This is a genomic window from Gaiella sp., from assembly GCF_039915195.1.
GTDB lineage: Bacteria > Actinomycetota > Thermoleophilia > Gaiellales > Gaiellaceae > Gaiella.
Genome location: NZ_JBDSNT010000105.1, coordinates 48552 through 71466 on the forward strand (window position 1 = coordinate 48552; position 22915 = coordinate 71466).

The 22915-nt window shown below is 68.1% G+C and carries 20 protein-coding genes; 15 read left to right on the forward strand and 5 right to left on the reverse strand.

The window, feature by feature from the left end; translation table 11 throughout:
• The first annotated feature begins 14 nt into the window (after positions 1–14).
• Positions 15–1649, forward strand: a complete 1635-nt coding sequence (locus ABIR74_RS10540; protein WP_348177831.1) for an AarF/ABC1/UbiB kinase family protein — start codon at positions 15–17, stop codon at positions 1647–1649.
• Between the two features lie 10 nt (positions 1650–1659).
• On the opposite strand, the gene ABIR74_RS10545 is transcribed toward ABIR74_RS10540, so the two are convergent.
• The gene (locus ABIR74_RS10545) at positions 1660–2763 is read right to left on the reverse strand and encodes a P1 family peptidase (RefSeq protein WP_348177833.1); all 1104 of its coding nucleotides are present in this window, start codon (positions 2761–2763) and stop codon (positions 1660–1662) included.
• A 26-nt stretch (positions 2764–2789) separates the two neighbouring features.
• Here ABIR74_RS10545 and ABIR74_RS10550 point away from each other — a divergent pair, with 26 nt between their 5' ends.
• The 8 genes from ABIR74_RS10550 (at position 2790) to ABIR74_RS10585 (ending at position 12531) form a co-directional block, all read left to right on the forward strand.
• A complete protein-coding gene (locus ABIR74_RS10550) occupies positions 2790–3854 on the forward strand; it encodes a histone deacetylase family protein (protein WP_348177836.1) in 1065 nt (354 codons plus the stop codon).
• The gene (locus ABIR74_RS10555) at positions 3847–5700 is read left to right on the forward strand and encodes a S9 family peptidase (RefSeq protein WP_348177838.1); all 1854 of its coding nucleotides are present in this window, start codon (positions 3847–3849) and stop codon (positions 5698–5700) included. The genes ABIR74_RS10550 and ABIR74_RS10555 overlap by 8 nt, the downstream gene beginning before the upstream one ends.
• A 127-nt stretch (positions 5701–5827) precedes the next feature.
• Positions 5828–7528: an ABC transporter substrate-binding protein gene (locus ABIR74_RS10560; protein ID WP_348177840.1), complete on the forward strand. Its 1701-nt coding sequence runs from the start codon at positions 5828–5830 to the stop codon at positions 7526–7528.
• Between the two features lie 56 nt (positions 7529–7584).
• Positions 7585–8538 (forward strand): ABC transporter permease, encoded by a 954-nt coding sequence (locus ABIR74_RS10565; RefSeq protein WP_348177843.1) that lies wholly within the window; start codon positions 7585–7587, stop codon positions 8536–8538.
• Positions 8535–9500, forward strand: coding sequence for an ABC transporter permease (locus ABIR74_RS10570; protein ID WP_348177846.1), 966 nt, complete (start codon positions 8535–8537; stop codon positions 9498–9500). The genes ABIR74_RS10565 and ABIR74_RS10570 overlap by 4 nt, the downstream gene beginning before the upstream one ends.
• Entirely contained in the window at positions 9497–10495 is a 999-nt protein-coding gene (locus ABIR74_RS10575) for an ABC transporter ATP-binding protein (RefSeq protein WP_348177848.1), read from the forward strand. The genes ABIR74_RS10570 and ABIR74_RS10575 overlap by 4 nt, the downstream gene beginning before the upstream one ends.
• Entirely contained in the window at positions 10492–11526 is a 1035-nt protein-coding gene (locus tag ABIR74_RS10580; protein WP_348177850.1) for an ABC transporter ATP-binding protein, read from the forward strand. Before ABIR74_RS10575 ends, ABIR74_RS10580 begins: the two co-directional genes overlap by 4 nt.
• Positions 11527–11607: 81 nt before the next feature.
• Complete coding sequence (locus tag ABIR74_RS10585) at positions 11608–12531, forward strand: NAD(P)-dependent oxidoreductase (protein ID WP_348177852.1); 924 nt, start codon at positions 11608–11610, stop codon at positions 12529–12531.
• A 92-nt stretch (positions 12532–12623) separates the two neighbouring features.
• Here the strand turns inward: ABIR74_RS10585 and ABIR74_RS10590 are convergent, their stop codons facing one another.
• On the reverse strand, positions 12624–14585 hold the full coding sequence (locus ABIR74_RS10590; RefSeq protein WP_348177854.1) for a CocE/NonD family hydrolase: 1962 nt from the start codon (positions 14583–14585) through the stop codon (positions 12624–12626).
• Between the two features lie 104 nt (positions 14586–14689).
• Here ABIR74_RS10590 and ABIR74_RS10595 point away from each other — a divergent pair, with 104 nt between their 5' ends.
• From ABIR74_RS10595 to ABIR74_RS10610, 4 genes are all read left to right on the forward strand, one after another.
• Positions 14690–15838, forward strand: a complete 1149-nt coding sequence (locus ABIR74_RS10595; protein WP_348177856.1) for an acyl-CoA dehydrogenase family protein — start codon at positions 14690–14692, stop codon at positions 15836–15838.
• Entirely contained in the window at positions 15835–17025 is a 1191-nt protein-coding gene (locus ABIR74_RS10600) for a CoA transferase (protein ID WP_348177858.1), read from the forward strand. Before ABIR74_RS10595 ends, ABIR74_RS10600 begins: the two co-directional genes overlap by 4 nt.
• Positions 17022–17804: an acyl-CoA dehydrogenase family protein gene (locus tag ABIR74_RS10605; protein WP_348177860.1), complete on the forward strand. Its 783-nt coding sequence runs from the start codon at positions 17022–17024 to the stop codon at positions 17802–17804. The genes ABIR74_RS10600 and ABIR74_RS10605 overlap by 4 nt, the downstream gene beginning before the upstream one ends.
• An 87-nt stretch (positions 17805–17891) precedes the next feature.
• On the forward strand, positions 17892–18566 hold the full coding sequence (locus tag ABIR74_RS10610) for a response regulator transcription factor (protein WP_348177862.1): 675 nt from the start codon (positions 17892–17894) through the stop codon (positions 18564–18566).
• Between the two features lie 6 nt (positions 18567–18572).
• On the opposite strand, the gene ABIR74_RS10615 is transcribed toward ABIR74_RS10610, so the two are convergent.
• Complete coding sequence (locus ABIR74_RS10615; protein WP_348177864.1) at positions 18573–19367, reverse strand: class I SAM-dependent methyltransferase; 795 nt, start codon at positions 19365–19367, stop codon at positions 18573–18575.
• A gap of 97 nt (positions 19368–19464) precedes the next feature.
• Between ABIR74_RS10615 and ABIR74_RS10620 the strand changes: the two genes are divergently transcribed.
• Positions 19465–20949 carry an MFS transporter gene (locus ABIR74_RS10620; protein ID WP_348177867.1) on the forward strand — a complete coding sequence of 495 codons (1485 nt, stop codon included), beginning with the start codon at positions 19465–19467 and terminating at the stop codon, positions 20947–20949.
• On the opposite strand, the gene ABIR74_RS10625 is transcribed toward ABIR74_RS10620, so the two are convergent.
• Together ABIR74_RS10625 and ABIR74_RS10630 are read right to left on the reverse strand one after the other, a co-directional pair.
• Positions 20889–21449 (reverse strand): methylated-DNA--[protein]-cysteine S-methyltransferase, encoded by a 561-nt coding sequence (locus ABIR74_RS10625; protein ID WP_348177870.1) that lies wholly within the window; start codon positions 21447–21449, stop codon positions 20889–20891. The genes ABIR74_RS10620 and ABIR74_RS10625 overlap by 61 nt on opposite strands.
• Complete coding sequence (locus ABIR74_RS10630; RefSeq protein WP_348177872.1) at positions 21446–21898, reverse strand: sigma-70 family RNA polymerase sigma factor; 453 nt, start codon at positions 21896–21898, stop codon at positions 21446–21448. The genes ABIR74_RS10625 and ABIR74_RS10630 overlap by 4 nt, the downstream gene beginning before the upstream one ends.
• Positions 21899–21965: 67 nt before the next feature.
• Between ABIR74_RS10630 and ABIR74_RS10635 the strand changes: the two genes are divergently transcribed.
• Positions 21966–22778, forward strand: coding sequence for a PfkB family carbohydrate kinase (locus tag ABIR74_RS10635; protein WP_348177874.1), 813 nt, complete (start codon positions 21966–21968; stop codon positions 22776–22778).
• Positions 22779–22915: the final 137 nt, after the last annotated feature.

A 22915-nucleotide genomic window follows, 5' to 3' on the forward strand; every position in this document is an offset into this window, starting at 1 on the left:
GCGACACTGTGACGATGGAGACCGCGCGCCCACAGCGGAGGATCGGCCGACTGTCGGAGATCGGGCGGGTCGCAACCCGACACGGCTTCGGCTACCTCATCGACCGGCGCCGGAGCAACGACACCGCGCAGCCGGCAGACCGAGGCCGGCGGCTGCGGGAGATGCTCGACGAGCTCGGTCCGACGTTCGTCAAGTTCGGGCAGCTGCTCTCGACGCGCCCGGACGTGATGCCGCCGGACGTCGTTGTCGAGCTGCGACGGCTCCAGGACGACGTCACGCCGATCCCGTTCGCCGAGGTTCGCCGGGTCGTCGAGGAGGAGATCGGGCTGACGATCGAGCAGGCCTTCCTGAGCTTTGACGAGACGCCGCTCGCCGCAGCATCGATCGGGCAGGTCCACAGGGCCACGTTGCCGACGGGTGACGAGGTCGCGGTCAAGGTGCAGCGCCCCGAGGCTCCGCGTCAGGTGGAGTCCGATCTCCAGCTCATGCGATCCGCGGCGAAGGTCGTCCGCGAGCGCGTCCACGCTCTCGACTTCGTCGACGCGGAAGCTCTCGTCGACGAGTTCGCGCGCGCGATTCGCCAGGAGCTGGACTACAACCACGAGGCCCGCAACGCCGAGACCTTCCGACGCAACTTCGGTGACTCGCCCGACGTTGCGGTGCCAAAGGTGATCTGGCGCTACTCGTCCGCGCGTGTCCTGACGCTCGAGTACCTCGCAGGAGAGCAGTTCGCCGACCTGGATCTCGAGGCACGGTCGATCGACGAGCGTCGTGAGCTCGCGTATCGGATGACCGAAGCGTGGATGACGATGATCTTCCGCCACGGCTTCTTCCACGGCGATCCGCACCCGGCCAACATCCTTCTCCTCGATGACGGCCGGATCGGCCTCGTCGACTTCGGGCTCGCCGGGAGGCTGACCGACGAGGACATGACGAACCTGACGCGTCTCTTCATCGATGCGGCGACCGAGAACGTCGACGCCTTGCCACGGCGGCTCGCCGAGCTCGGCCTGCGGTACCCGAAGGAGCGCGAACCCGAGCTCAAGGATGCGATCGAGGACCTGTTCTACCGCTACTACGGATCGAGCGTCTCCGACATAGACCCACTCGAGGTGATCCGGGAAGGCCTCGATCTCATCTACGCGCTCAACCTGCGCCTTCCGAGCCGGTTCGTGACGCTGGACAAGGCGATCGCAACGCTCGGGGCGGTGGGCGTCGAGCTGTACCCGGACTTCAACGTCTTCGAGGTGGCGAAGCCCTACGCGCGCCAGCTGATCGCCGAGCGGTTCTCACCGCGCCGGGTGTCGTTGCGCGCGCAGACCGAGATCCGCGAGCTCGCGGGTGTCGCCCGGGAGCTTCCCTACCAAGTGCGCGACGTGATGGAGAAGACGCGCCAGGGGAACCTCGAGATCCAGATCCGAAACCCCGGCTTCGACGATCTCAGCTATCGCATCGACCACGCCGTCAACCGCATCGCCGTTGCGCTGATCGTCCTCGGTGGGCTCGTCGGATCGTCGATCGTCGGCGTGCTCGCGAAGGACGGCCCTCACGTTGTCGGGCTCCACCTGTTCTCGTTCGTGGGATTCATGCTTTCGGCCGGGTTCGCGGTCTGGCTCGTCTGGGGCATCGCGCGGTCCGGACGGTTGTAACGTCGCCCGGTCAGGGGGCCCGACCGGACGCCTGAAGCCTGTCGTGCCGGCGCAGCAGCTCGAGCACGGGCTCGTGGGGGAGAGCGCGCACGACGCGCCCCTCGCGGCCGGTCGTGTCCGTTGCGGCCCAGAGTGCGTTCAGGACGGACTCCTCCGTTGTCTCGACAACGGCCGAGAAGAGGGCATCAAGGTGGCCGTCGGGCACCGCTGAGCGCGTCGCACGGGTCGGAGGGGAGTCGTCGCGAGCGCTCACAGCTGTGGAGAATGCGACGAAGATCTCGCCGCTTGCGTGATGTGCAACCGAGCCGGTTCGCGCGAGCCCGAGACCTGCTCGCCGGGCGAGGCGCTCGAGCTGCGCGGCCCCGAGCGGTGCGTCGGTCGCGACGACCGCGATGCAGCTCCCGGCGGGTGGGCGGAGTTCGAGACCGTCGCCGACGGCGGGATACATCGGCACGCCGTCGATCCGCAGATCCCGAGCCGAACCGAAGTTGGCAAGCACGAGCACGCCGACGGTCGCGTCGACCTCCGGCACGACGCGGCTCGATGAGCCGATGCCTCCCTTCCAGCTGAAGGCGGTCATTCCCGTACCCGCACCGACACAGCCCTCGGCGATCGTTCCCCCGAGGGCGCCGGCAACAGCTCGCCCGGCATCGGCTGCCTCCACCTGCACGGTGCGCGCGTCGTTCAGCCAACTATCGTCGCATTCGCCGACAACGGGAATGACGACGTCGTCGACGCCGACGCCCGCGTCTGCCGCGCAGGCGGCCGCCACCGCGCCGTCGAAGACGCGACCCACCGCCATCGTCGAGGTGAGGTAGATCGGCGTTTCGATCAGGCCCCATTCCGAGATCTGGAGGAAGCCGGTCAGCTCGCCGGCGCCATTGAGGGCCGTTGCGCCGGCCGGAACGCGGTTGCGAAACGTCGATCCGATGCCTGGGACGATCGCGGTTACCCCGGTACGGGCGATGCCGCGACCCTCGGGGATCGGCGGCTCGTCGCGCACGACCGTGACATGGCCAACGAGGACACCCGCGACATCCGTAATCGCATTCGCGGCGCCAGGCTCGAGATGGCCGATTCGCAAGCCGTGCTGTCGCAGCGTCTTCGCTTCCATGGCAGCGAGACTATAGGGTCGCCGCCATGGCCCTCTCGATCCCCGTGGTCTGGTCGGACGACCACCGCTTGCACGACCCGGACGCCGAGATCTGGGTCGGCATCAGGACACCTGCGGCGGAGACCGCTCCGCGGGTGGAGGCGATTCGTGACGCTCTCGTCGCGGCAGGGGCCGACGTTGTACCGGCCATTCGCCACGACGACGCGGCGATCGAGGCAGTCCATGACTCTGCGCTGCTCTCCTTCCTCGCCTCGGCGTGGCAGGAGTGGGAGCGAGCTGGGCTGCCGGAGGATCCAGGCCAGGATCGCGTCGTCCCCTACATCTTCCCTCACCCGGGCCTGCTAGGCCCGCTCGCCCCACTCGTGCCAGCGGCGACCTGGGCGCGACCGGGCGCCTTCTGCTTCGACACGATGACGCTGATCGGGCCGGGCACCTGGGAGGCGGCGCGAGGAGCTGCGGATGCCGCGCTCACGGCCGCCGACCTCGTCTCCGGCGGACGGAGCACCGTCTATGCCTGCTGCCGTCCGCCCGGTCATCACGTGACGCGCACCGCCTACGGTGGCTCCTGCTATCTGAACAACGCGGCGATCGCAGCCGAGCGGCTCCGGGAACTCGGGGCCGCGCGGGTGGGGATCGTCGACATCGACGCGCACCACGGGAACGGGACCCAGTCGATCTTCTGGGAGCGGGCTGACGTCTTCACCGGGTCGGTTCACGTCGATCCCGAGACGGGTTGGTTTCCCCACTACCTCGGCACGGCGAGCGAGACCGGAGCCGATGCGGTGGCGGGTGCCAACCGTAACGTGCCGCTGCCACCAGGCGCCGGCGATGCCGACTGGGTGCGTGGTGTCGAAGAGATCGTGCAGGCGGCGCGGAGCAACGGCGCAGAGGCGCTCGTTCTGGCGCTCGGAGTCGATGCTGCGGGCGGCGATCCCGAAAGCCCGTTGCAGGTGACGATGGACGGATACCGGGAGGCGGGGCGTGTCGTCGTCAACTCCGGGCTGCCGTGCGTCGTCGTTCAGGAGGGCGGCTACGATCTCGCCTCGATCGGAGAGCTCGTTCTCGCAACTCTGGAGGGAATGGATGCCTGAGCCGTTGCCGGTGTGGATCGGGAAGGACGAGCACGGCGGGATTCCCCGTCCAGCCCGCGTCGATCTGAGGCCTACGCCGAGCTGGCGCCTCGAGGCGGTCGTTGCGACCGAGCGGCCGCGATCACCCGCGGTCTCGGCTGACGGCAGCTCCGTCGTCTTCATCCAGGATCGCGACACCTCGGACCTGTGGTTGCTGGACATCGACGGGGGCCCGCCACTCAGGCTCACGACCGGCCGCGATCCCCAGCCGTACTGGGAGGACACACAGCCCGTTTTCTCGCGCGACGGGACGCAGGTCGCCTACGCCGACGACGGCTGGGTCTACGTCGTACCCACGTCCGGAGGGCCGCCCCGTAAGGTCGTCGAGGCCGGGAGCCCGGCCTGGATCGGGAGCGACCGGCTCGTCGTCTCGATCGAGCGCGACCGCTGCGATCGCCTCGCCGTCGTCACCGTCGCCGAGGCGTGGCCACAGCGGCTCGCCCGCAAGCACGTCGACCTCGAAACGCACGGGGACGAGCAGGGGGCCATCGTCTCACCCGACGGCTCGACCGTCGCCTACTCCTTCGTTCCGCACAGCGACTACAGCCGCTCTGAGGTGCGCGTCGCCGATGTCGTCGACGGCAAGGTGCGTGCGCTGACCGGGGCGCCGGGAATCCGCGACTACGTTCTCGACTGGTCGCCGAACGGGACGACGTTGGCGGTGGCCTCGGAGTCGAGCGGCTGGTTCGAGCTGCACCTCTTCGCCGTCGACGGCAGCGAGGCGCGTCAGCTGACCACCGCCGAAGCCGACTTCGTCGAAGCACGCTGGCATCCTGACGGTACCCGGCTCGTGGCCACCCGCGGACGGGCGGGCCGCTTCGACCTCGTCACCGTGGCCGTCGCAGACGGCATCGTCACGGACATCGCGGCGGGCGGCGTCTTTGGCGCGCCCGCCTGGACGGCGGATGGGCGCATCATCGCGAGCTATGAGAGCCCCACCGAGCCTCCCGAGCTCCGGATCATCTCCGAAGGAGGCGAGCCGGTCGCGATCCATTCCCCGGCGCCGCTCTCGATCAGCCGCGCGCCGCACGTCGTCGCACACGAGTTGACGTACACGACCTTCGACGGTCGCGAGATCCAGGCCTTCCTCTACCGGCCTGCGACGGCCTCCACGGAGCATCCGGCTCCCGCGGTCGTGTACCCGCACGGAGGTCCGGCCGATTGCTACGGCGGCGAGTGGGACGGTCACGCGCAGTACTTCGTCGACAAGGGGTACGCGTGGTTCGCAATCAACTACCGTGGCTCGACCGGGCACGGCAGCGATTTCGAGCGGGCCAATCATGGCGTCTGGGGGGTCGACGACACGAAAGATTGCCTCGCCGCGGCCGACTACCTCCGCACCGTCGACTGGGTCGACGGCGACCGGCTCGGCATCTTCGGCTCGAGCTACGGCTCGTACCTGGCGCTCCTCGCGGTCACCGACGACCCCGACCACCGGTTTCGCTGCGCGATCTGCAAGTACGGCGACTGTGACGCCCTCACGACCTGGGCCCAGGCAGACCGTGCGGGAGGTCAGATGCAGATGCGGATCATGGGGCATCCGAGCGCGAATCGCGAGGACTACATCGCAGCGTCGCCGGTTCACAGGCTCGACGCTGTCACCGCACCGATCCTCGTCGCGCACGGCCACACCGACCGGCGCGTGCCGTTCGAGCAGTCGACTGAGCTCGTCGCCGAGCTTTCCCGGCTCGGCAAGACGTACGAGTACGTCACCTACCCGACCGAGGGCCACGGCTTCCTCCGTGTTGGACCGCAGCTCGACTTCTATCGCCGCCTCGAGGGGTTCCTCGACTGGTACCTGCTGTGATCGCGCGATCTTGCGGGCGACGTGCATCCCCTCGCGCGGGATGCGATAGTACTGACTCACGAGACAGTCCGATCGACTCCGGCGCTCACTGCGCCTTCCCGTTTCCGCGACACGAGGAGAGCATGAGATGAGACTACGAAGGGTGATGGGGGTAGCTCTCGTCGCAACCGCACTGGCAGTTGCCGCCGGGTGCGGTGGTGGCGACGACTCGGGTGACGGGTCGTCGAGCGAGGGTGCCTCGTCGAGTGACGTACTCCGGATCGGCACCACCAACTACATCGATTCGCTCAATCCGTTCAACTACATCGAGTCGCAGGCGTACACGGCGATGATGATGATCTACCCGCAGCTCATCCAGTACAACGCCGCGTTCGAGTTCGAGGGCGACTGGGCGGAGTCGTGGACGACCTCGGACGACGGCAAGGACTGGACGTTCAAGCTCCGGCCGGATACGAAGTGGTCGGACGGCGAGCCCATGACCGCTGCTGACGCTGCCTGGACGATCAACACGACCGTGAAGTACAAGGATGACGCGACCGCCGTCGCCGCGTCGGCACTCGCCAACATCAAGGACGCCGAGGCGACCGACGACACGACCCTCGTGATCCACTACTCGTCGCCGGTCGGGAATGTCCTCCCGCAGCTCGAGCAGTTCTTCGTCCTCCCCGAGCACGTCTGGGCACCGAAGGCTGGGGCGAAGGGGAAGGGCCTGAAGACGTACAAGCCCGAGCTCAATCTGCCCATCATCGGCGGAGGTGCCTACACGATCACGCAGTACGAGAAGAAGGGGACGACGGCCTTCAAGCCCTACCCCGACTTCTACGGACCGCCCTCGCACGCGTCGGGTGTCGCGCTCACGTACTACACGAACGCCGACTCGATCATCGCCGATCTCAAGGCAGACAAGATCGACTGGGCCGATCAGGTGCCCTTCCAGGCCGTCGACGTTTTGAAGAAGGCCGAGAGCATCTCCGTCAACGAGTGGCCCGGAGCCGAGACGACGAACATCACGTGGAACTCGAACCCGGACAAGAAGAAGAACCGGGAACTGCTCTCTCCCGCGGTGAAGAAGGCGCTCTCGATGTGCGTGGATCGTGACCAGATCATCGACGTCGTCTTCGCGGGCTACGCAAGCAAGGTCGAGAGCATCGTCGGCCACATCTCGCCGCTCGAGAACCCGGACCTGGGACCGCTCGAGTACGACTGCTCGGCTGCGAATGCGGCACTGGACAAGCTCGGCTTCAAGCGGGGCTCGGATGGCCTCCGGGTCGTCCCGGCCGCGACCGGCGCCAACGCGCAGGCAGAGCACAAGATGTCGTACGAGATCGTGACGCCGACCTCGGCCGACTTCAACATCGACCGTTCCTTCGACATCGTGAAGGACGGCTTTGCAAAGCTCGGCGTCAAGGTGACGCAGAAGGTCGGTGGAGACGCAACCGCGACCTACGCCATCGAGACCGGCGACTGCTCTGGTCCGGAGAGCAACCAGTACCAGGGCTGGGACATCGCGATGTGGGACTGGGTCGGCTACCTCGACCCCGACTTCATGCTCTCGGTCACGACGAAGGGGCAATGGTGCTCGTGGAGCGACACCGGGGTAAACAATCCGGCCTACGACAAGCTCTACGTGAAGCAGGGCGTGACGGTCGACCCGGAGGCACGCAAGGCCGTCGTGTGGGCCGCGCAGAAGGTCATCTACGACAACTTCTACTACACGCAGCTCACGAACCACGTGGCCATCGATGCGACCTCCAAGAAGTGGACAGGCTTCCAGTCGAAGCTTGGTGGCTACTCCAAGGTCTACTACACATCACCGCGCCAATCCTGAGATGAACACGCCGAGAGGAGCGGGAGAGAACTGAGGTGAGAGGGGCCGATTACGTGGTGAAGCGCGTTGCGTTCGCGCTTCTGACCGTGTTCATCGCGATCACTCTCAACTTCGTCCTCTTCCGCGCCCTCTCGGGCGACGCCGTCTCCGCGCTGCGCTGTCGGCAGTGCAGCGCAGCGTTCAAGGAGGCACAGCGTCGCGAGCTCGGCCTCGACAAGTCGAAGTGGGAGCAGTACAAGCTCTATGTCGCGGATCTCGCTCGATTCGATCTCGGCAACTCCGTTCCGTCGGAGAAGCCCGTCAGGGGAGAGCTCGTCGAGCCGATCAAGAACTCGCTGCCGATGATCGCGCTCGGCACCTTGTTCGCGATCGTCTTCGGCACGCTCGTGGGGGTGATCTCCGCGTGGCGACGGGGGACGGCTGTCGACAAGGGGGGGCTGTATACCGCGCTCAGCTTCTATTCGATGCCGACGCAATGGCTTGGTCTGATGCTGATCTTCTTCGTCGCGAGCGCCGTCGGGTTACCGTCGTCCGGGATCAAGACGCCCACGCTCGGGCTCTTCACCGACGCCTCGATGTGGGAGCTCTTCGTCGACCGGATGAAGCACATGATCCTGCCCGCACTGACGCTCGGGCTCGTCCTCTACGGTGATTACGCGCTGATTGTGCGCTCGGCGATGCTCGAGACGCTGGGAGAGGACTACGTTCTGACGGCGCGCGCGAAGGGGCTGAAGAACTGGGCGATCGTGAGAAGCCATGGGCTGCGCAACGCGATGTTGCCGATCATCACGCTCGTCGCGCTCTCGCTCGGCTTCATCATCGGCGGCTCGATCACCGTCGAGTACGTCTTCTCCTATCCGGGCCTCGGGTTGTTGACCGTCGAGGCGATCGACAAACGCGACTTCCCACTTCTCCAGGCGATCTTCCTCCTGCTCACCCTGTCCGTGATCTTCTTCAATCTCCTCGCTGACCTCCTGTATTTCACATTCGATCCGCGGGTGACGGCATGAGCCTGATCGAGCCGGTTCAGGCGGCCGACGAGGACGGCCTCGCGCAGGGAATCCTGAAGACGAGCCGACCCGGCTTCCTGCGGACGACGCTGCTCGGTAACAGGCCGGCGATGATCGGCCTCTTCATCCTTACGTTCTTCGTCCTTGTTGCGATCTTCGCCCCGTGGCTCGAACCGTACGATCCAACGGAGAAGGTCGGGCCTGTCTACGCGCCGCCGAGTAGCGAGTTCTGGCTCGGCACCGACGACGGCGGCGGGGACATGCTGTCGCTGTTGATCGCCGGAAGCCGTGTCTCGCTCGGCGTGGGTTTCGTGGCGGCACTCGTGGCGATCCTGATCGGCGGCACCGTCGGCGTCCTCTCCGGATACTTCGGCGGGAAGACGGACACCGTGCTGATGCGATTCACGGACTACATGCTCGTGATCCCGGACATCCCGCTGATGATCATCGTCGCCGCCCTCTTCGGTCGTAGCTTGACGAACATCGTGCTCATCATCGGGGTCATCTACTGGACGAGCACGGCACGTCTGATCCGGGCCCAGGTGAAGAGTGTTCGCGAGCGGGTGTACGTGAAGCGGGCGCAGGCGCTCGGCGCAGGCAACCGGAGGCTCATCTTCAAGCACGTGCTGCCCCAGGTGGCGCCGCTCCTGATCGCGAACACCGTGCTGATGATCGCGCTTGCGATCTTCGCCGAGACGTTCATCACCTTCCTTGGCCTCGGTGACCCGAGCACGATCTCGTGGGGGAGGCTGATCGAGAACGCGTTCGAGGGCGAGGCAACGATCAACAACGCGTGGTGGGCGATCGTGCCTCCCGGCGTCTGCGTGACGATCGTGATTCTCGCCTGCACGATGATCGGGCAGTCGGTCGAGGACGGCCTCAACCCGCGCCTGCGCGTCGGGCATCTCTCGGTGAAGCGGTTCCGCGTTCGTCCGGGCGCAGGTTCGGAGGCGGCGAAGTGAGCACGCGCCCTCCCGTGGTCAGGGTCGAGGATCTGAACGTGTGGTTCGACTTGCCTGGCGGCAGCGAGCTACACGCCGTCCAGGGGGTGACGTTCGAGCTGCGCTCGGGCGAGCGGATGGGGCTCGTCGGTGAGTCCGGCTGCGGGAAGACGACGACGATCCTCGCCATGATGGGGCTGCTTCCCGCGACGGCATCCGTGTCGGGGAAGGTGTTCCTCGACGGGCAGGACATCCTCTACGGCGGCGAGGAGACGATCAGCCCGCACCGCTGGAGCGACATCTCGATGGTCTTCCAGGGCGCGATGAACGCCTTCAACCCCGTCAAGACCGTCGGCGCCCAGATCGCTGAGCCGATGGTGCTCCATGGCATGGCGACGGGGAGGAGCGCGCGCTCACGGGTTGCGGAGCTGCTCGAGCTCGTCGGTATCGCCGGCGACCGGGCCGACCGCTACCCGCACGAGTTCTCCGGCGGCATGCGTCAGCGGGCGGCGATCGCGATGGCGCTCGCGTGCTCTCCGAAGGTACTGCTCGCCGATGAGCCGACGACGGCGCTCGACGTGATGGTGCAGGCCCAGATCCTCGAGTTGCTCGTCGGCCTGAGCAAGACGCTCGGCGAGGAGCTCGGGTTGACGGTGATCCTCGTCACTCACGATCTTCCCGTCGTCGCTCAGGTGTGCGATCGCGCTGCCGTGATGTACGCGGGAGAGATCGTCGAGATGGGTGGGATGTCCGACATCTACCACGACCCTCGCCACCCCTATTCCCGGATGCTGTTCTCCGCGACCCCCGATCTCCTCGGAGACGACGAGGTGATCTCGATTCCAGGCGCACCCCCGCGCCTCGATCGCGAGATCGTTGGTTGCGCGTTCCGGCCCCGCTGCGATTCGGCGTTCGAGCCGTGCTCGACGGTTCGTCCCGGTCGAAGCGAGCCGGTGGCGGGCCACGAGGCGCGCTGCCATCTCAATGATCCGTCGCTGACGGAGCTTGCGTCGTGAGAGAGGCGGCCGAGATAGCGGAGGCGAAGGTGTCCGTGGCGGACGGGTCGCTGCTCGAGGTCGACGACCTGATCAGCCACTACCCGGTGCCGCGCGGTCTGCTCGGAGCGATGATGCGCCGGCCCCAGCTGACGGTGAAGGCGGTCGACGGCGTGACCTTCTCGGTCGCCGCCGGCGAGATGGTGGCGCTTGTCGGCGAGTCGGGTTGCGGCAAGACGACGACCGCACAGACGGTGATCCGGATGGTCGAGAACCAGGGCGGCTCGATCCGCTTCAACGGCGTAGAGATCGGAGAGCTGAGCCCTGGCGCGCTGAGGCCGCTGCGCCGGGAGATCCAGATCATCTACCAGGACCCGTACGAGTCGCTCGACCCGCGGTTCACGGTGCGGGACACGATCGAGGAGCCGATTCGGGTGCACTCGCTCGTCCCCCGCAAGGAAGACAGGGAGGCGAAAGTGCACGAGGCGATGGAGCGCGCGGGCTTGACCCCGCCCGAGCTATTCATCGACCGCTATCCCCACGAGCTGTCAGGTGGCCAGCGTCAGCGCGTCGCGATCGCGGCGGCGCTCGTGCTCGAGCCGAAGCTCCTGATCGCGGACGAGCCGGTGTCGATGCTCGACGTGTCCGTGCGAGCGGGGATCCTCGCGCTCCTCGACGGACTCCGTAGAGAAGGCATGGGCGTCCTCATGATCACGCACGATCTCTCGACGGCCGCCCATTTCGCGGACCGGATCGCGGTGATGTACCTGGGCCGAATCGTCGAAGAGGGGCCGGCGCGCGATGTCGTGCGCAATCCGCAGCATCCGTACACGAAGGCGCTGATCTCCGTCGTGCCGCGCCGCGATCCCGACGAGGAGTCTTTCCCGCAGATCCTCACGGGCGAGACGCCGAACCCCGTGCGGGTGCCACCGGGCTGCCGCTTCCACCCGCGCTGCCCGGTGGCCGAGGAGCGATGCAAGGAGACGGATCCCGAGCTGCGCGTGTTGGATCGCGTGGCGGCGGGGCACCGGGCAGCCTGCCTTCTTCTCTAGCCGCCTCTGCACGTCAGCCGGGTCGCGCGCGGTAGCGATACGGTGTCGCGAGGAGTCCGATTTCGACCAAGGGAGCAACGCGTGAGCGGTACGTCGCAGGAGCCGATCGGGTGGATCGGGTGCGGAGTCATGGGGAAGTCGATGTGCGGGCACCTGCTCGATGCCGGCCATCCGGTCACCGTCTACTCGCGCACGAAGTCGCGTGCCGACGACCTCGTTGCGCGCGGGGCCGTGTGGGTCGATACGCCGGCAGAGGTTGCCGCCCGCGCGAACGTCGTCTTCACCATGGTCGGCTTTCCGTCCGACGTTCGCGAGGTCGTCCTCGGCGAGCGCGGCACGCTCGTGGGCGCGCGGGCAGGGTCGATTCTCGTCGACATGACGACGAGCGAGCCGACGCTGGCGCAGGAGATCAGTGTCGCGGCCCTCGCGCGCGGGCTCGAGTCGATCGACGCGCCGGTCTCCGGCGGGGATGTCGGTGCCCGCAACGCGACGCTCTCGATCATGATCGGCGGTGACGCCCCGGCGATCGAGCGGGTCAGGCCGCTGTTCGAGATCATGGGCAAGACGATCGTCCGGCAGGGCGACGCGGGAGCGGGCCAGCATGCGAAGATGGTCAACCAGGTCCTGATCGCGACCCTGATGATCGGCGTCTGCGAGGCGCTGCTGTACGCGTACAGGGCCGGGCTCGATCTCGAGACAGTGCTCGAGGCGGTCTCCGGTGGCGCTGCGGGGTCCTGGTCGCTCACGAACTACGCGCCGCGGATGCTGAAGGGCGACTTCGAGCCGGGATTCTTCGTCGAGCACTTCATCAAGGACATGGAGATCGCGCTCGGTGAGGCGCGGCGAATGAACCTCGCGCTCCCGGGCCTCGCGCTTGCACACGAGCTGTATCTCGCGCTCCGCGCTCAGGGCGGAGGGCGGAAGGGGACGCAGGCGCTGTTGCTCGCGCTTGCTCGGCTCTCGGACGTCACCTGGGAGCCGAGGGTGAGCCCGGCGACAGGCTGAAGCGTCCAAAGCTGGCCACTGGCCCTCGAAGCGCTCCTTCACTCCCGGCCCGCGGGCGGCCCTTCGGGATCAGGCGAAGCCGGCAGAAAAACTCAGGCCAGATGACGGGGAAAGCTGCGCTCGAAGCGCTGCTCGCGGCGGAACGGCTCCACGCCCGGCACCGGTGTGACCTCCTCGACGACCAGGTCGATCACGACGTGGTACGCCTCGGCGTCCGAGTGCATGTCGAGCCGTGCCTCCGTGCGCACGTCTGCCTCGGGCCACGTGATGCGGTACACCGTCTTCGCTCGAGCCCACGCGTGGGCCGGATCATCGAGCGAGACGCCGACGGTTCCCTCGTACCCTTCCTCGCAGCGCGCTCCGAATGGCGCCTCGTAGATCGAGCCGTAGCTCGTGACCGCGCGCGTCTCGTGTGCGAGCTGATCCTCCTCGATCACCCACACGGTCGGCGGCTGCTCGACCTCCTTCGAGGGGGCGTGCGTGTCCTTGCCCGTCGTCGGTGGGAGGGTCGGGGCGGGGAGCGGTGGCGGCCCCGAGAGAACGGGCAGAACCAGCTCCACGCTTCCCCGCTCGACCTGGAGCGGGGCGCCGCTCGGTGGCGGCCAGGTGTTCGGCCAGTCCGCGCCGGAGAGCGCGAGCCGTACCCTATGGCCCTCCTCGAAGATCCACGACGTCGCCTCGAGCTCGATCTCGACGGGCGTTGGAACGCCCGGTTCGAGGGCAACCGGCACCGTGTGGCCGTTGCGGTGGGTGAGGTTGAGAATCGCGCGCCCCGCGAGCGCCGAGACGCCGTCCGGGAAGACGTCACACAGACGTACCGAGAGGTAAGCGACCGGCACGGGCGAGGTGACCGTGAGCTTCACACGTGGGTGTCCCATCACGTCGAGATCGGCCTCCGAGAGATCCCAGTCGTAGGTGAGCGAGAGCGCGTCGTCGAAGCGCTGGTCGGACGGAAGGCCCCACGGGCCGCTCCCGGCGCAGGAGATCCAGGCGGCGCGGCCGACGTCGCCGCGCACGTGAATCGTCTCGAGACCCTCTCCCTCGGGCTTGAGGACGTGCTCCATCAGTCGCTCGGCCGGCCAGGTCGACTCGCTCCGCCATTCGCCGTTGACGAGCGCGAGATCGGGTGCGGGACGGGTGGAGCGGCGGGCGAACACCGCGATCGGCGGTTCGGCATCGACGCCGTTCTCCTCATCCGCGAGCCAGCGACGGAACCAGCGGATCAGCTCGGGAACGAGGTCGATGTGCGGGCCGGGCCGCGCGGTTGCCGTGGACTGGTGGCCCCAGGGGCCGAGAATCACCCGCTTCGGGCAGCGCAGCGCCTCGAACCCACGCAGCGCAATGTTCGTGTACCCGTCGGCCCAGCCGGCGACGATCATCGTCGCGCACCTGATCCTTGCGTAGTCGGGCCGCACCGAGCCGTGGCGCCAGTAGGGGCCGTCGGTCTGCTCCTCGAACCAACGCAGCAGCCACGGCTCGACGCCGTCGATCCGCTTGGCCCATTCCTCGCGCCAGCCCTCGCCGAACACCTGAGGCACGGGTGGAAGTGCATTGCACGCCACCATGTAGAGCGGCCAGTCGATCAGGTCGAGCGCTTTGACGGCGCCACCCATGTAGTGGACGTCGTCCAGATAGCGATCGTCGGACGCGTAGATCGGGGCGATCGCGTGGAGCGCAGGGGGGCGCAGGCAGGCGACCTGGAGCGAGTTGAACCCGGACCACGACGTGCCGTACATGCCGACGCGGCCGTTCGACCAGTCCTGCTCTGCGAGCCAGGCGATCACCTGGCAGATGTCATCGAGCTCCGCTGCGGTGTACTCGTCCGTCGCGATGCCGCTCGACGAGCCCGTGCCGCGAATGTCCAGACGGCAGACCACGAGCCCGCCCTCCTGGCACAGCCGCTCGTACTCGCCGACGTACGACGACGTCAGGTCGTCCATCCGGTACGGCAGCGCCTCGAGCGCAACCGGGGCCGGCTGCACATCCGGCAGCCACAGCTGGGCAGCGAGGCGCGTGCCGTCTGCGACAGTGATGAAGATGTGTCGGTGCTCCATGCCCGGGATCATCCCAGGTAGGGTCGCTGCGTGCGCTGTCCGGGGAATGCGAAGCGTTTGCAGCCGGCCGAGTTGTGCCGTACTCCCCGAAGAGCGCACTAACCTTGCACCTGCGCCCGACAGCCGAGCAGAGCGCCCTTCGGGCAGACGCTGCCGCCTTCTGTGCGGGCCTGCGGCCGCTCCTCGAGAGCGAACCGGGGTGGTGGCGGCAGGGGATGCTCTCGGACGGTGACTCGGTTGCCGTCAACCGGGCCCTCGGCGAGGCGGGATGGATCGGGATGTCGTGGCCTGTCGACCTCGGTGGCCGGGGGCTCTCACGGCTGACGGCCACGCTGGTCGAGGAGGTCTTCGGCTACCACTGGCTGCCGCTCTCGTCGTACCTCCTCTCGTACAAGACGATCGGCGCGGCAATCGAGCGCTTTGGCTCGCCCGAGCTCGTAGAGCAGCTTCTGCCGCCGATCGCGCGCGGTGAGCTCGTGTTCTGCCAGGGCTTCTCGGAGCCGGGCTCCGGAAGCGATCTCGGCTCCCTGACGACACGGGCGGACCTGCGCGGCGACACCTACGTCGTGAGCGGCCACAAGATCTGGACATCGAGCGCGCAGCTCGCCGACTGGATCTACCTCGCGGTGCGCACGGACGCCGATGCAAAGCACCGCGGGATCTCGGTTCTCGTCTGCCCCGTCGACACGCCCGGGATCGAAGTGCGGACGTTCGCGACGCTCGGTGGCGGCCATCTCTGCGAGACGTTCCTCGACGGCGTCGAGATCCCGGCTGAGAACCTGGTCGGCGAGGTAAACGGGGGCTGGGACATCCTGATGCACACGCTCGACTACGAGCGCGTAACGGCGGAGAAGCTCGGCGGATTCGCCTGGGTGCTCGACGCCGTCGAGGAACGGCTGCGCGAGACGGATCGGCTCGATCGTCCCGCGTCGGACAAGCTCGCCCGGCTGCGGGGCGAGCTACACGCGTCGCGGCTGCTTTCGTTCCGCGCTGCCGACACGCTCGACCGCGGCCTTCCGGGGAGCGCAACATCGGCGATGGCCAAGCTGTCGGGTGCGCGACTCGCACAGGCAATCGGGGATGCGGCCGTCGACCTGCTTGGCCTCGAGGGGCTCGGTGACGCTTCGCCGGATGCGGCGGTACAGGGACGCGCGGCCGCGCTCTATCGCGCGTCGGTCGGATCGACGATCGCGGGTGGCACGGCCGAGGTGCAGCAGCTCGTCATCGCGCGACGAGGACTGGGGCTGCGATGAGCTTGCCGCTCGCGGGTGTTCGCGTCGTCGACCTGGCGCAGTATGTCGCCGGCCCACTGGCGGGGTCGCTCCTCGCTGAGCTCGGGGCCGAGGTGATCAAGGTCGAGCCCCCCGGTGGGGACGCCTACCGGCGGGTGATGCCCGTGGCGGATGGATTCGGCCGCTTCTTCGTCCCGCTCAACCGCGGCAAGCGATCCGTCGTTCTCGACCTGAAGACGGAGGAGGGGCGGGCCGCGCTCGCAAAGCTCGTCGCCACCGCGGATGTGGTCATTCACAACGCGCCCGCAGCGCGCGCGCAGGCGTTCGGCCTCGGGTGGGAGGATCTTCACAGACGCCACCCGGCGCTCGTCGTCGGTGTCGTGACGTCGTTCGGTTCCGAAGGCCCGCTCGCGGGCGCGCCCGCGTACGACCTCGTCGCCCAGGGCCACTCAGGCCTCCTGACCTCGCACGCCTCCCAAGGCGACCGCGTGCCCGTAAGGGCGGGCGGGATCCCCATGGCGGATCTCACCGCGGGCCATCTGCTTGCCACCGGAGTCACCGCAGCGCTCGTCCGGGCCCGGACGACGGGAGAAGGGCAGCTCGTCGAGGTCTCGTTACTCGGGGCTGCACTCGCCGTTCAGATTCAGGATCTCGTCTGGCTCGACGGCGAGGCCGACGGGCCCGCGAAGGCTGCGACGCGCTCGGATCTCGCCGCCCGCGCCGACGAGATCGCAGGTGGCCTCGCGATGAACCCCTACTACCGCTGCTACGAGGCGACCGACGGATTCCTTGCGGTCGCCTGCCTCAACGTGCCACAACGGCAGGCATTTCTCGCGCTGTTCGGCCACGAGGACGCGACGATCGCGGCGCCCGACCTCGTTCCCGACGACCCGGACGCCCTGGAGGAGAAGCAGCGCGTGACGACGGCGATAGAGGTAGCCATGGCGGCGGATTCGGTGGGGTCGTGGATCGCTCGGCTTGCGGCGGCCGGAGTTCCGGCCGGCCCGGTTCTCGCGCGTGAGTCGGTGCACGCTGACGTCCAGGCGCGTGCGAACGGTCTCGTGCAGGACGTCGAGCAGCCCGGGCTCGGACGTGTGACAATGCTCGGCGGCGTCTTCAGGGTCGGAGGGATGGCGCCGCCGGCGATCCGTCCGGCTCCGACGCTCGGCGCCGACACCGAGGTCGTCCTCCGTGAGGTCGGGGCGTGAGGTTCACGATCGAGCCGGAGCTCGAGCTTTTCGCGGAGTCCGTGCGGGGCGCCCTGGCGGGCTGGGAGGCCCCCGTCGAGCCGGTGTTCGGGGAGTGGCAGGACGATCGCGACGACGCGCTCGGTGCACGACTCGCGGCGATCGGCTGGGGTGAGCTCTGGAGCGACCCCGATCTCCTCGGGCCTGCCGTGGCGGGTGGGGTCGAGCTCGGTCGGGCGTGTGCGCCCCTGTGTCTCATCGACGAGGCGACGCTTGGCGTCCCGCTCGCGATCGACGGTCGAGTGCGGCACGGCGACGGGCGGGCAGAGGGCGGTGATCGCGAGCCTACGCTCGACGGCACGGGCACGCTACGCGGGGTTGCTTCAGCGCCGAGCGTGCCCTCCGATCCGACGCGGCTTCGTGCCTGGGGTGCCGTCACGCTTGCGTACCTGGCGGGCCTTGCCGACGGTGCCCTCGAGAAGGCAGTCGAGCACGCGAGGTCGCGGGAGCAGTTCGGGGCGCCGCTTGCCGCGCTGCCGGCGGTGCAGGCCCACCTCGCAGACGCAGCCATGGCCCGCGACGGTCTCCTGCTCTCGGCGTGGTCGGCCGCCGATCCCGAGACCGGTTTCCCCCGTGACTCGCTCGCCTGGGCAGGGAGCGCGTGTCGCGAGGTGACGGCGCACGTACAGCAGGTGCACGGCGGCATCGGGTTCGCACTCGAGGGTGGGGTGCATCGCTACGACCGTCGCGCGAAGACCGTGCAGGTGTGGACCAACGCGCTGCTTCGTGAGCTCAGCTAGCCGCCTCGGACCGCTGGGGAGCGATCGTCACACATTCGTCCGAAAGGACATCTGGCGGTGGACGATCGATCACCCTACCGTGGAGGGATGCGTGCCGCCCTCCTTCTCGCAGACCCTGATCCCGCCCGACCGGGATATCTCGAACGCAACCTGAGCTCGGACGGGTTCGACGTCGTCGAGGCGGGGTGGAGTGCGCAGGCGCTCGATATCGCCGAGCGCTCGCGGCCGGACATCGTCCTCACGGGTGAGATGGAGCTGTGCGCCCGCCTCCGCGAAGGCGAACCAGGCCGGCGCTGGGACAGAAACGTCCCCGTGATCGTGCTCACAGCCCCGGGTGCCGACCCTGTCGAGCGCATCCGGGCCTTCGAGTGGGGTGCCGACGACGTCGCGGAACGCGATCTGTACCCCGAGCTCGTGGCGCGTATTCATGCGCTGCTGCGGCGCGCTGCCGCGGGACAGGCCGATGTGCTCGAGGTCGGTGAGCTGGTCGTCGATCGGCGGGCGCGGCAGGTGCGAGTGCGTGGCGTCCCGGTCTCGCTCGCAGCCCGTGAATTCGACCTTGCCGTCGGGCTCGCGCGCGATCCACATCGTGTGTTCACGAAGGAGGAGTTGCTCCGCGATGTCTGGGGATACGGCGGCCGTCTCGTGACGCGCACCGTCGACTCGCACGCCTCACGGCTGCGTCGCAAGCTCTGCGCAGCGGGGGCGGAGCTGCCCTACGTGATCAACGTATGGGGAAGGGGGTATCGCCTGCTGGAGTAGCCGGCTCTATTTCCGCACCCCGGTCGCGACGATATAGCGGCGCTCGACGCTGATCACGTCGCCCGAGCGGTAGCTCTCGAAGAACGCCTCCATCGTCGTGTCCAGCTCGGCGCGACGCTCGGTGTCGAGGGAGTGCCAGAGCGTGTACGACGGGCCGAAGTTGTCTCGGAAGAACGTCCACATCCCGGTACCGTCCTCGCCTGTCTGCGGAATTTCGAGCTCCTCGAACGTGAGGTCGAAAGCTCCCCCGAGCGACGATTCGACATACGTCTCGTCGCCCCACTGGAGTGGCGATCCAGCTCCGGGCGGCGGTGTGGGCATGAACGGCGCCATGGCGCCGAACATCGCGCCGACGCCGCTCTCCTTGCGCCAGGCGGTAAGCCCGACGCGGCCTCCGGGGCGGCAGACGCGGGCGAGCTCGATCGCGACCCGCGCGTGGTCCGGCGCGAAGATCACGCCGACGGAGGAGGAGACGACGTCGAAGGACGCGTCCGGGTAGGGGAGGTTCTGGCAGTCGGCAACTTCGAGGGTGAGCTCGAGACCGTACTCCGCTGCCCGGTGCCTGGCCGTCTCGACCAGGGTCGGCGAAAGATCGGATCCGGTGACCGTGGCACCGGCGCGAGCAGCATGGAAGGCGACATCGCCCACGCCACAGCCCAGGTCGAGCCATCGCTCGCCGGCCACCGGCGCAAGCCGCTCCACGAGCGCCACGTGCATGCCCTCGATCAGATGCGCGATGTTCTCGAACGGAGCGGAGCCCCACATCACTGCGTGCCGGCTCGTGAGTTCCTCGAACGCCATGCGACCACCTTTCATACCTTGATGCCGAATCTCACAGTATTGCGCTCGCTGCTTCGTCGGGCAACATCGCCCGATCGCGCGTCGCTAGCGTGAGCGGATGGAGGCAAGCCATCCGACTGACGCCGCGCACCGCGTGCGGATCTTGACCCTGTTCGCGACGGCGCTCGGCTCCGCGCTCGCTTTCCTGGACACGACGGTCGTGATCGTGGCGCTCCCCGCGATGGACGACGACATCGGGCTCGGGCTCTCTGGCCAGCAATGGGTCTATCTCGCCTATGCGCTGTCCCTTTCGGCCTTCTACCTCGTCGGCGGGGCGATCGGGGATCGCGTGGGGCTTCGGCACACGTTCATCGTCGGCGTTGTCCTCTTTGCAGTCGCTTCGCTGCTCACCGCGCTCGCGCCGAGCGAGGGCGTGCTGATCGGCGGCCGCGCATTGCAGGGGGTCGGCGGCGCCGTCCTCACGACGACGAGCCTCGCGCTCCTTCGTGTCACCTGGGCGGGGCAGGCCGGCCGCGCGATCGGCCTCTGGACGGCGCTCACGAGCCTCGCCACCGTCGGTGGGCCTCTGCTCGGTGGCGTGATCGTCCAGACCGTCTCATGGCGGTTCGTCTTCCTGATCAACGTTCCGCTGGCCGTCGTCACAGTCGTGCTCGCCGTTGCCGGACGAGGGGAGGAGGAGAAGGCGACAGGCCGCTCGACGCTCGATCTCGTCGGCTCATCGCTCGTCGCCGTTGCGCTCGTCGGCATCACCTACGCGCTCGTCGAGCTGCCGGCACGGGGGCTTGCGGCCGTGGCACCGTTTTTCGTCGTGGGCATCGCTGCGTCGATTGGCCTGATCGTCTGGACTCTGCGTGTAGGCGCTCCCGTGATTCCGCCCTCGCTCCTGCGGATGCCAGGCCTTGCGGCGGCCAACCTCGTCACGCTCGTGATGTACGCGGCGCTCGGCGCACACCTGCTCTTTCTCCCCGTCTATCTCCAGTTTCTCGGGTTTTCGCCGACCCTCGCCGGGCTTGTGTTTGTGCCGCCGAGCCTCGGGTTGGTCCTGCTCGCTCCGCGCTTCGGTCGCTACGCCGACCGCAACGGTCCGCGGGTCCCGATCGCGGTGGGTGCGGCAACGATCGGTGTCGCAGTGTTGTTGCTGCTCCAGGTCTCGAGTCGTCCGGACGCATGGACGTGGGGCGGCGCAAGTATCTGTCTCGTCGCGATCGGGCTGCCCGCCGTGGTCGCTCCGGTCACTGCCGCGGCACTCGCTGCGGCGCCCGAGGATCTCGCTGGCGTCGCGGCAGGGCTCAACCAGACGGTCGCACGCGTCGGTGGGATCCTCTCCGTAGCAGCGATCGGTGCGCTCGCCGGCTGGTGGTTCATCGATCAGGGCGGCAGTGGCGACACGCCGTTCGATCCCTCAGCGAGTGGTGTCGAGCGTGGGGCAGGCGTCGACACATTCCACGCGATCGTTCTCTGCGTTGCCGGGCTCGCTTTCCTGGCCTCCGCCCTCGCGGCCACGTTCCTCCGCGGTCAGCGTCAGAGCAAGACGCCCTCGAGCGTGAGCAGCGCCACCTTGCGGTCGAGCCCTCCCGCATAGCCTACGAGGCTGCCGTTCGCGCCGATCACTCGGTGGCAGGGGAGGACGATCGGAATGCGGTTGCGGTTCATCGTCATCCCGACCGCGCGTGCAGCCTTTGGACTCCCAGCCCGCATCGCGAGCTCGGCGTAGGTGGCGGTCTCGCCGAACGGGATACGGGCGAGCTCGTGCAACACGCGCGCGGTGAACGGCGTTACCTCTCGGAGATCGACGGCAAGGTCGAATGCGTGGCGGCGGCCCTCGAAGTACTCGTCGAGCTCACGCCGTGCCCCGTCTATCTGACGTGGCGCGCGGAGGACGTTGCGGCCGGCAACCCGGGAGAGCCACTCGAGGTGCTGCTCGATATCTGCGTCGAAAGAGATCCGCAGCAGCCCCCGGCCGCTCGCTGCGACGAGGAGCGGCCCGATCGGGCTGTCGACGAGGTCGTACCCGGCGTCGAGCATCCCACTGCGTGTTGCCGCCTCGCGGAAGCGGATGTCGAGATCGGTGGGAACGGTCATGGTCGTGCCTCCTTTCTGAGACGGCGAACTCCGGATGAGGTCGCCTGGCGGGCCGCGTCGGGGCTCGAGCCGAGCGCTGCGGCGATCTGGTCGTAGGTGAGGTCGTAGCCGTAGCGGAGCACCACGGCGGCTCGTTCCTTCGCAGGCAAGCCGTCGGTGAGCTCGCCGAGATCCTCGTAGGCGGGGCGCGTGTCCTCGTGCGGGATCTCCGGCACCTCGCTCGTCGGCTTCGTGCGGCGGTGGACGTCGATCGCAACGCGCGAGGCGATCGTCAGCACCCAGGCCCGCAGGTGCTCGCCGTGCTCGAGTCGGTCGTAGGCCCGCAAGGCGCGCAGGAACGTCTCCTGGAACGCGTCATCGGCCCGATCGCGACCGACTTTGCGGCGGAGCAGACCGAGGACCTCGGAGTTGTGCTCGGCGTAGAAGATCTCGAACGGCGGGATTGCCACGATGCTCATCATCACGTGAAACGCGGAGATGGCGCGGTGTGTGAGATCGATCTGTGAGACTTGGACGATGAAGGTCGCTGTCGTCGGTCATGTCGAATGGATCCGGTTCGCCCGGGTTGAGCGTGCGCCCGCGTCGGGAGAGATCGCGCATTCGACCGAGGACTGGGAGCAGGCGGGCGGTGGTGGTGCCGTGGCTGCGATTCAGCTCGCGCTGCTCGCGGACGAGGCGCACTTCTTCACGGCGCTCGGCGACGACGAGATCGGGCGCCGATCACGCGCGGAGCTCGAGGAGCGGGGCGTTCGCGTCCACGCGAGCGTTGATCCCCGGCCGCAACGCTGGGCCTTCACGCAGATCGACGAGATCGGGGAGCGCACGATCACGACCGTCGGGTCGAAGCTACGACCGCGGGGCCACGACGAAAACCTTCCCTGGGGCGACATCGCGGATATGGACGCCGTGCTGTTCATCGCCGGTGACGTCGACGCACTGGTTGCTGCGCGCCGGGCGCCGGTTCTCACGGCGACAACGCGCGAGGTCGAGAACCTCCGCCGTGGCGCCGTCCAACTCGATGCGCTGATCGGCAGCGGGGAGGACGACGCAGAGCGCTACCACGCGGGCGATCTCGACCCGGAACCAACGCTCGTCGTCACCACGTCGGGTGCTCTCGGCGGCTGGATGCAGCCCGGGGGGCCTTTCGTCGCGGCCCCCGTCCCAGGGCCGCGAGTGGACGCTTACGGCTGTGGCGACTCGTTCATGGCCGGGCTCACGTTTGCGCTCGGATCGGGGCTCGAAGTCCACGACGCGGTCGCCTTCGCTGCCCGCTGTGGCGCGGCAGCGCTGACGGGCCGCGGCGTCGCGCCGCAGTCGATCTCACTTTGAGATCGGTGACATGTCAGTATTCGAGGCAGTGGATGCGCCGGTACCACCGTCGGTCGATATCGAGACGCTTCGCGCGGGCACAGGTGCCTGGGCGACGGGCGTCGTCGTCGTCACCGCGGCTCACCCGGACGGGCGAG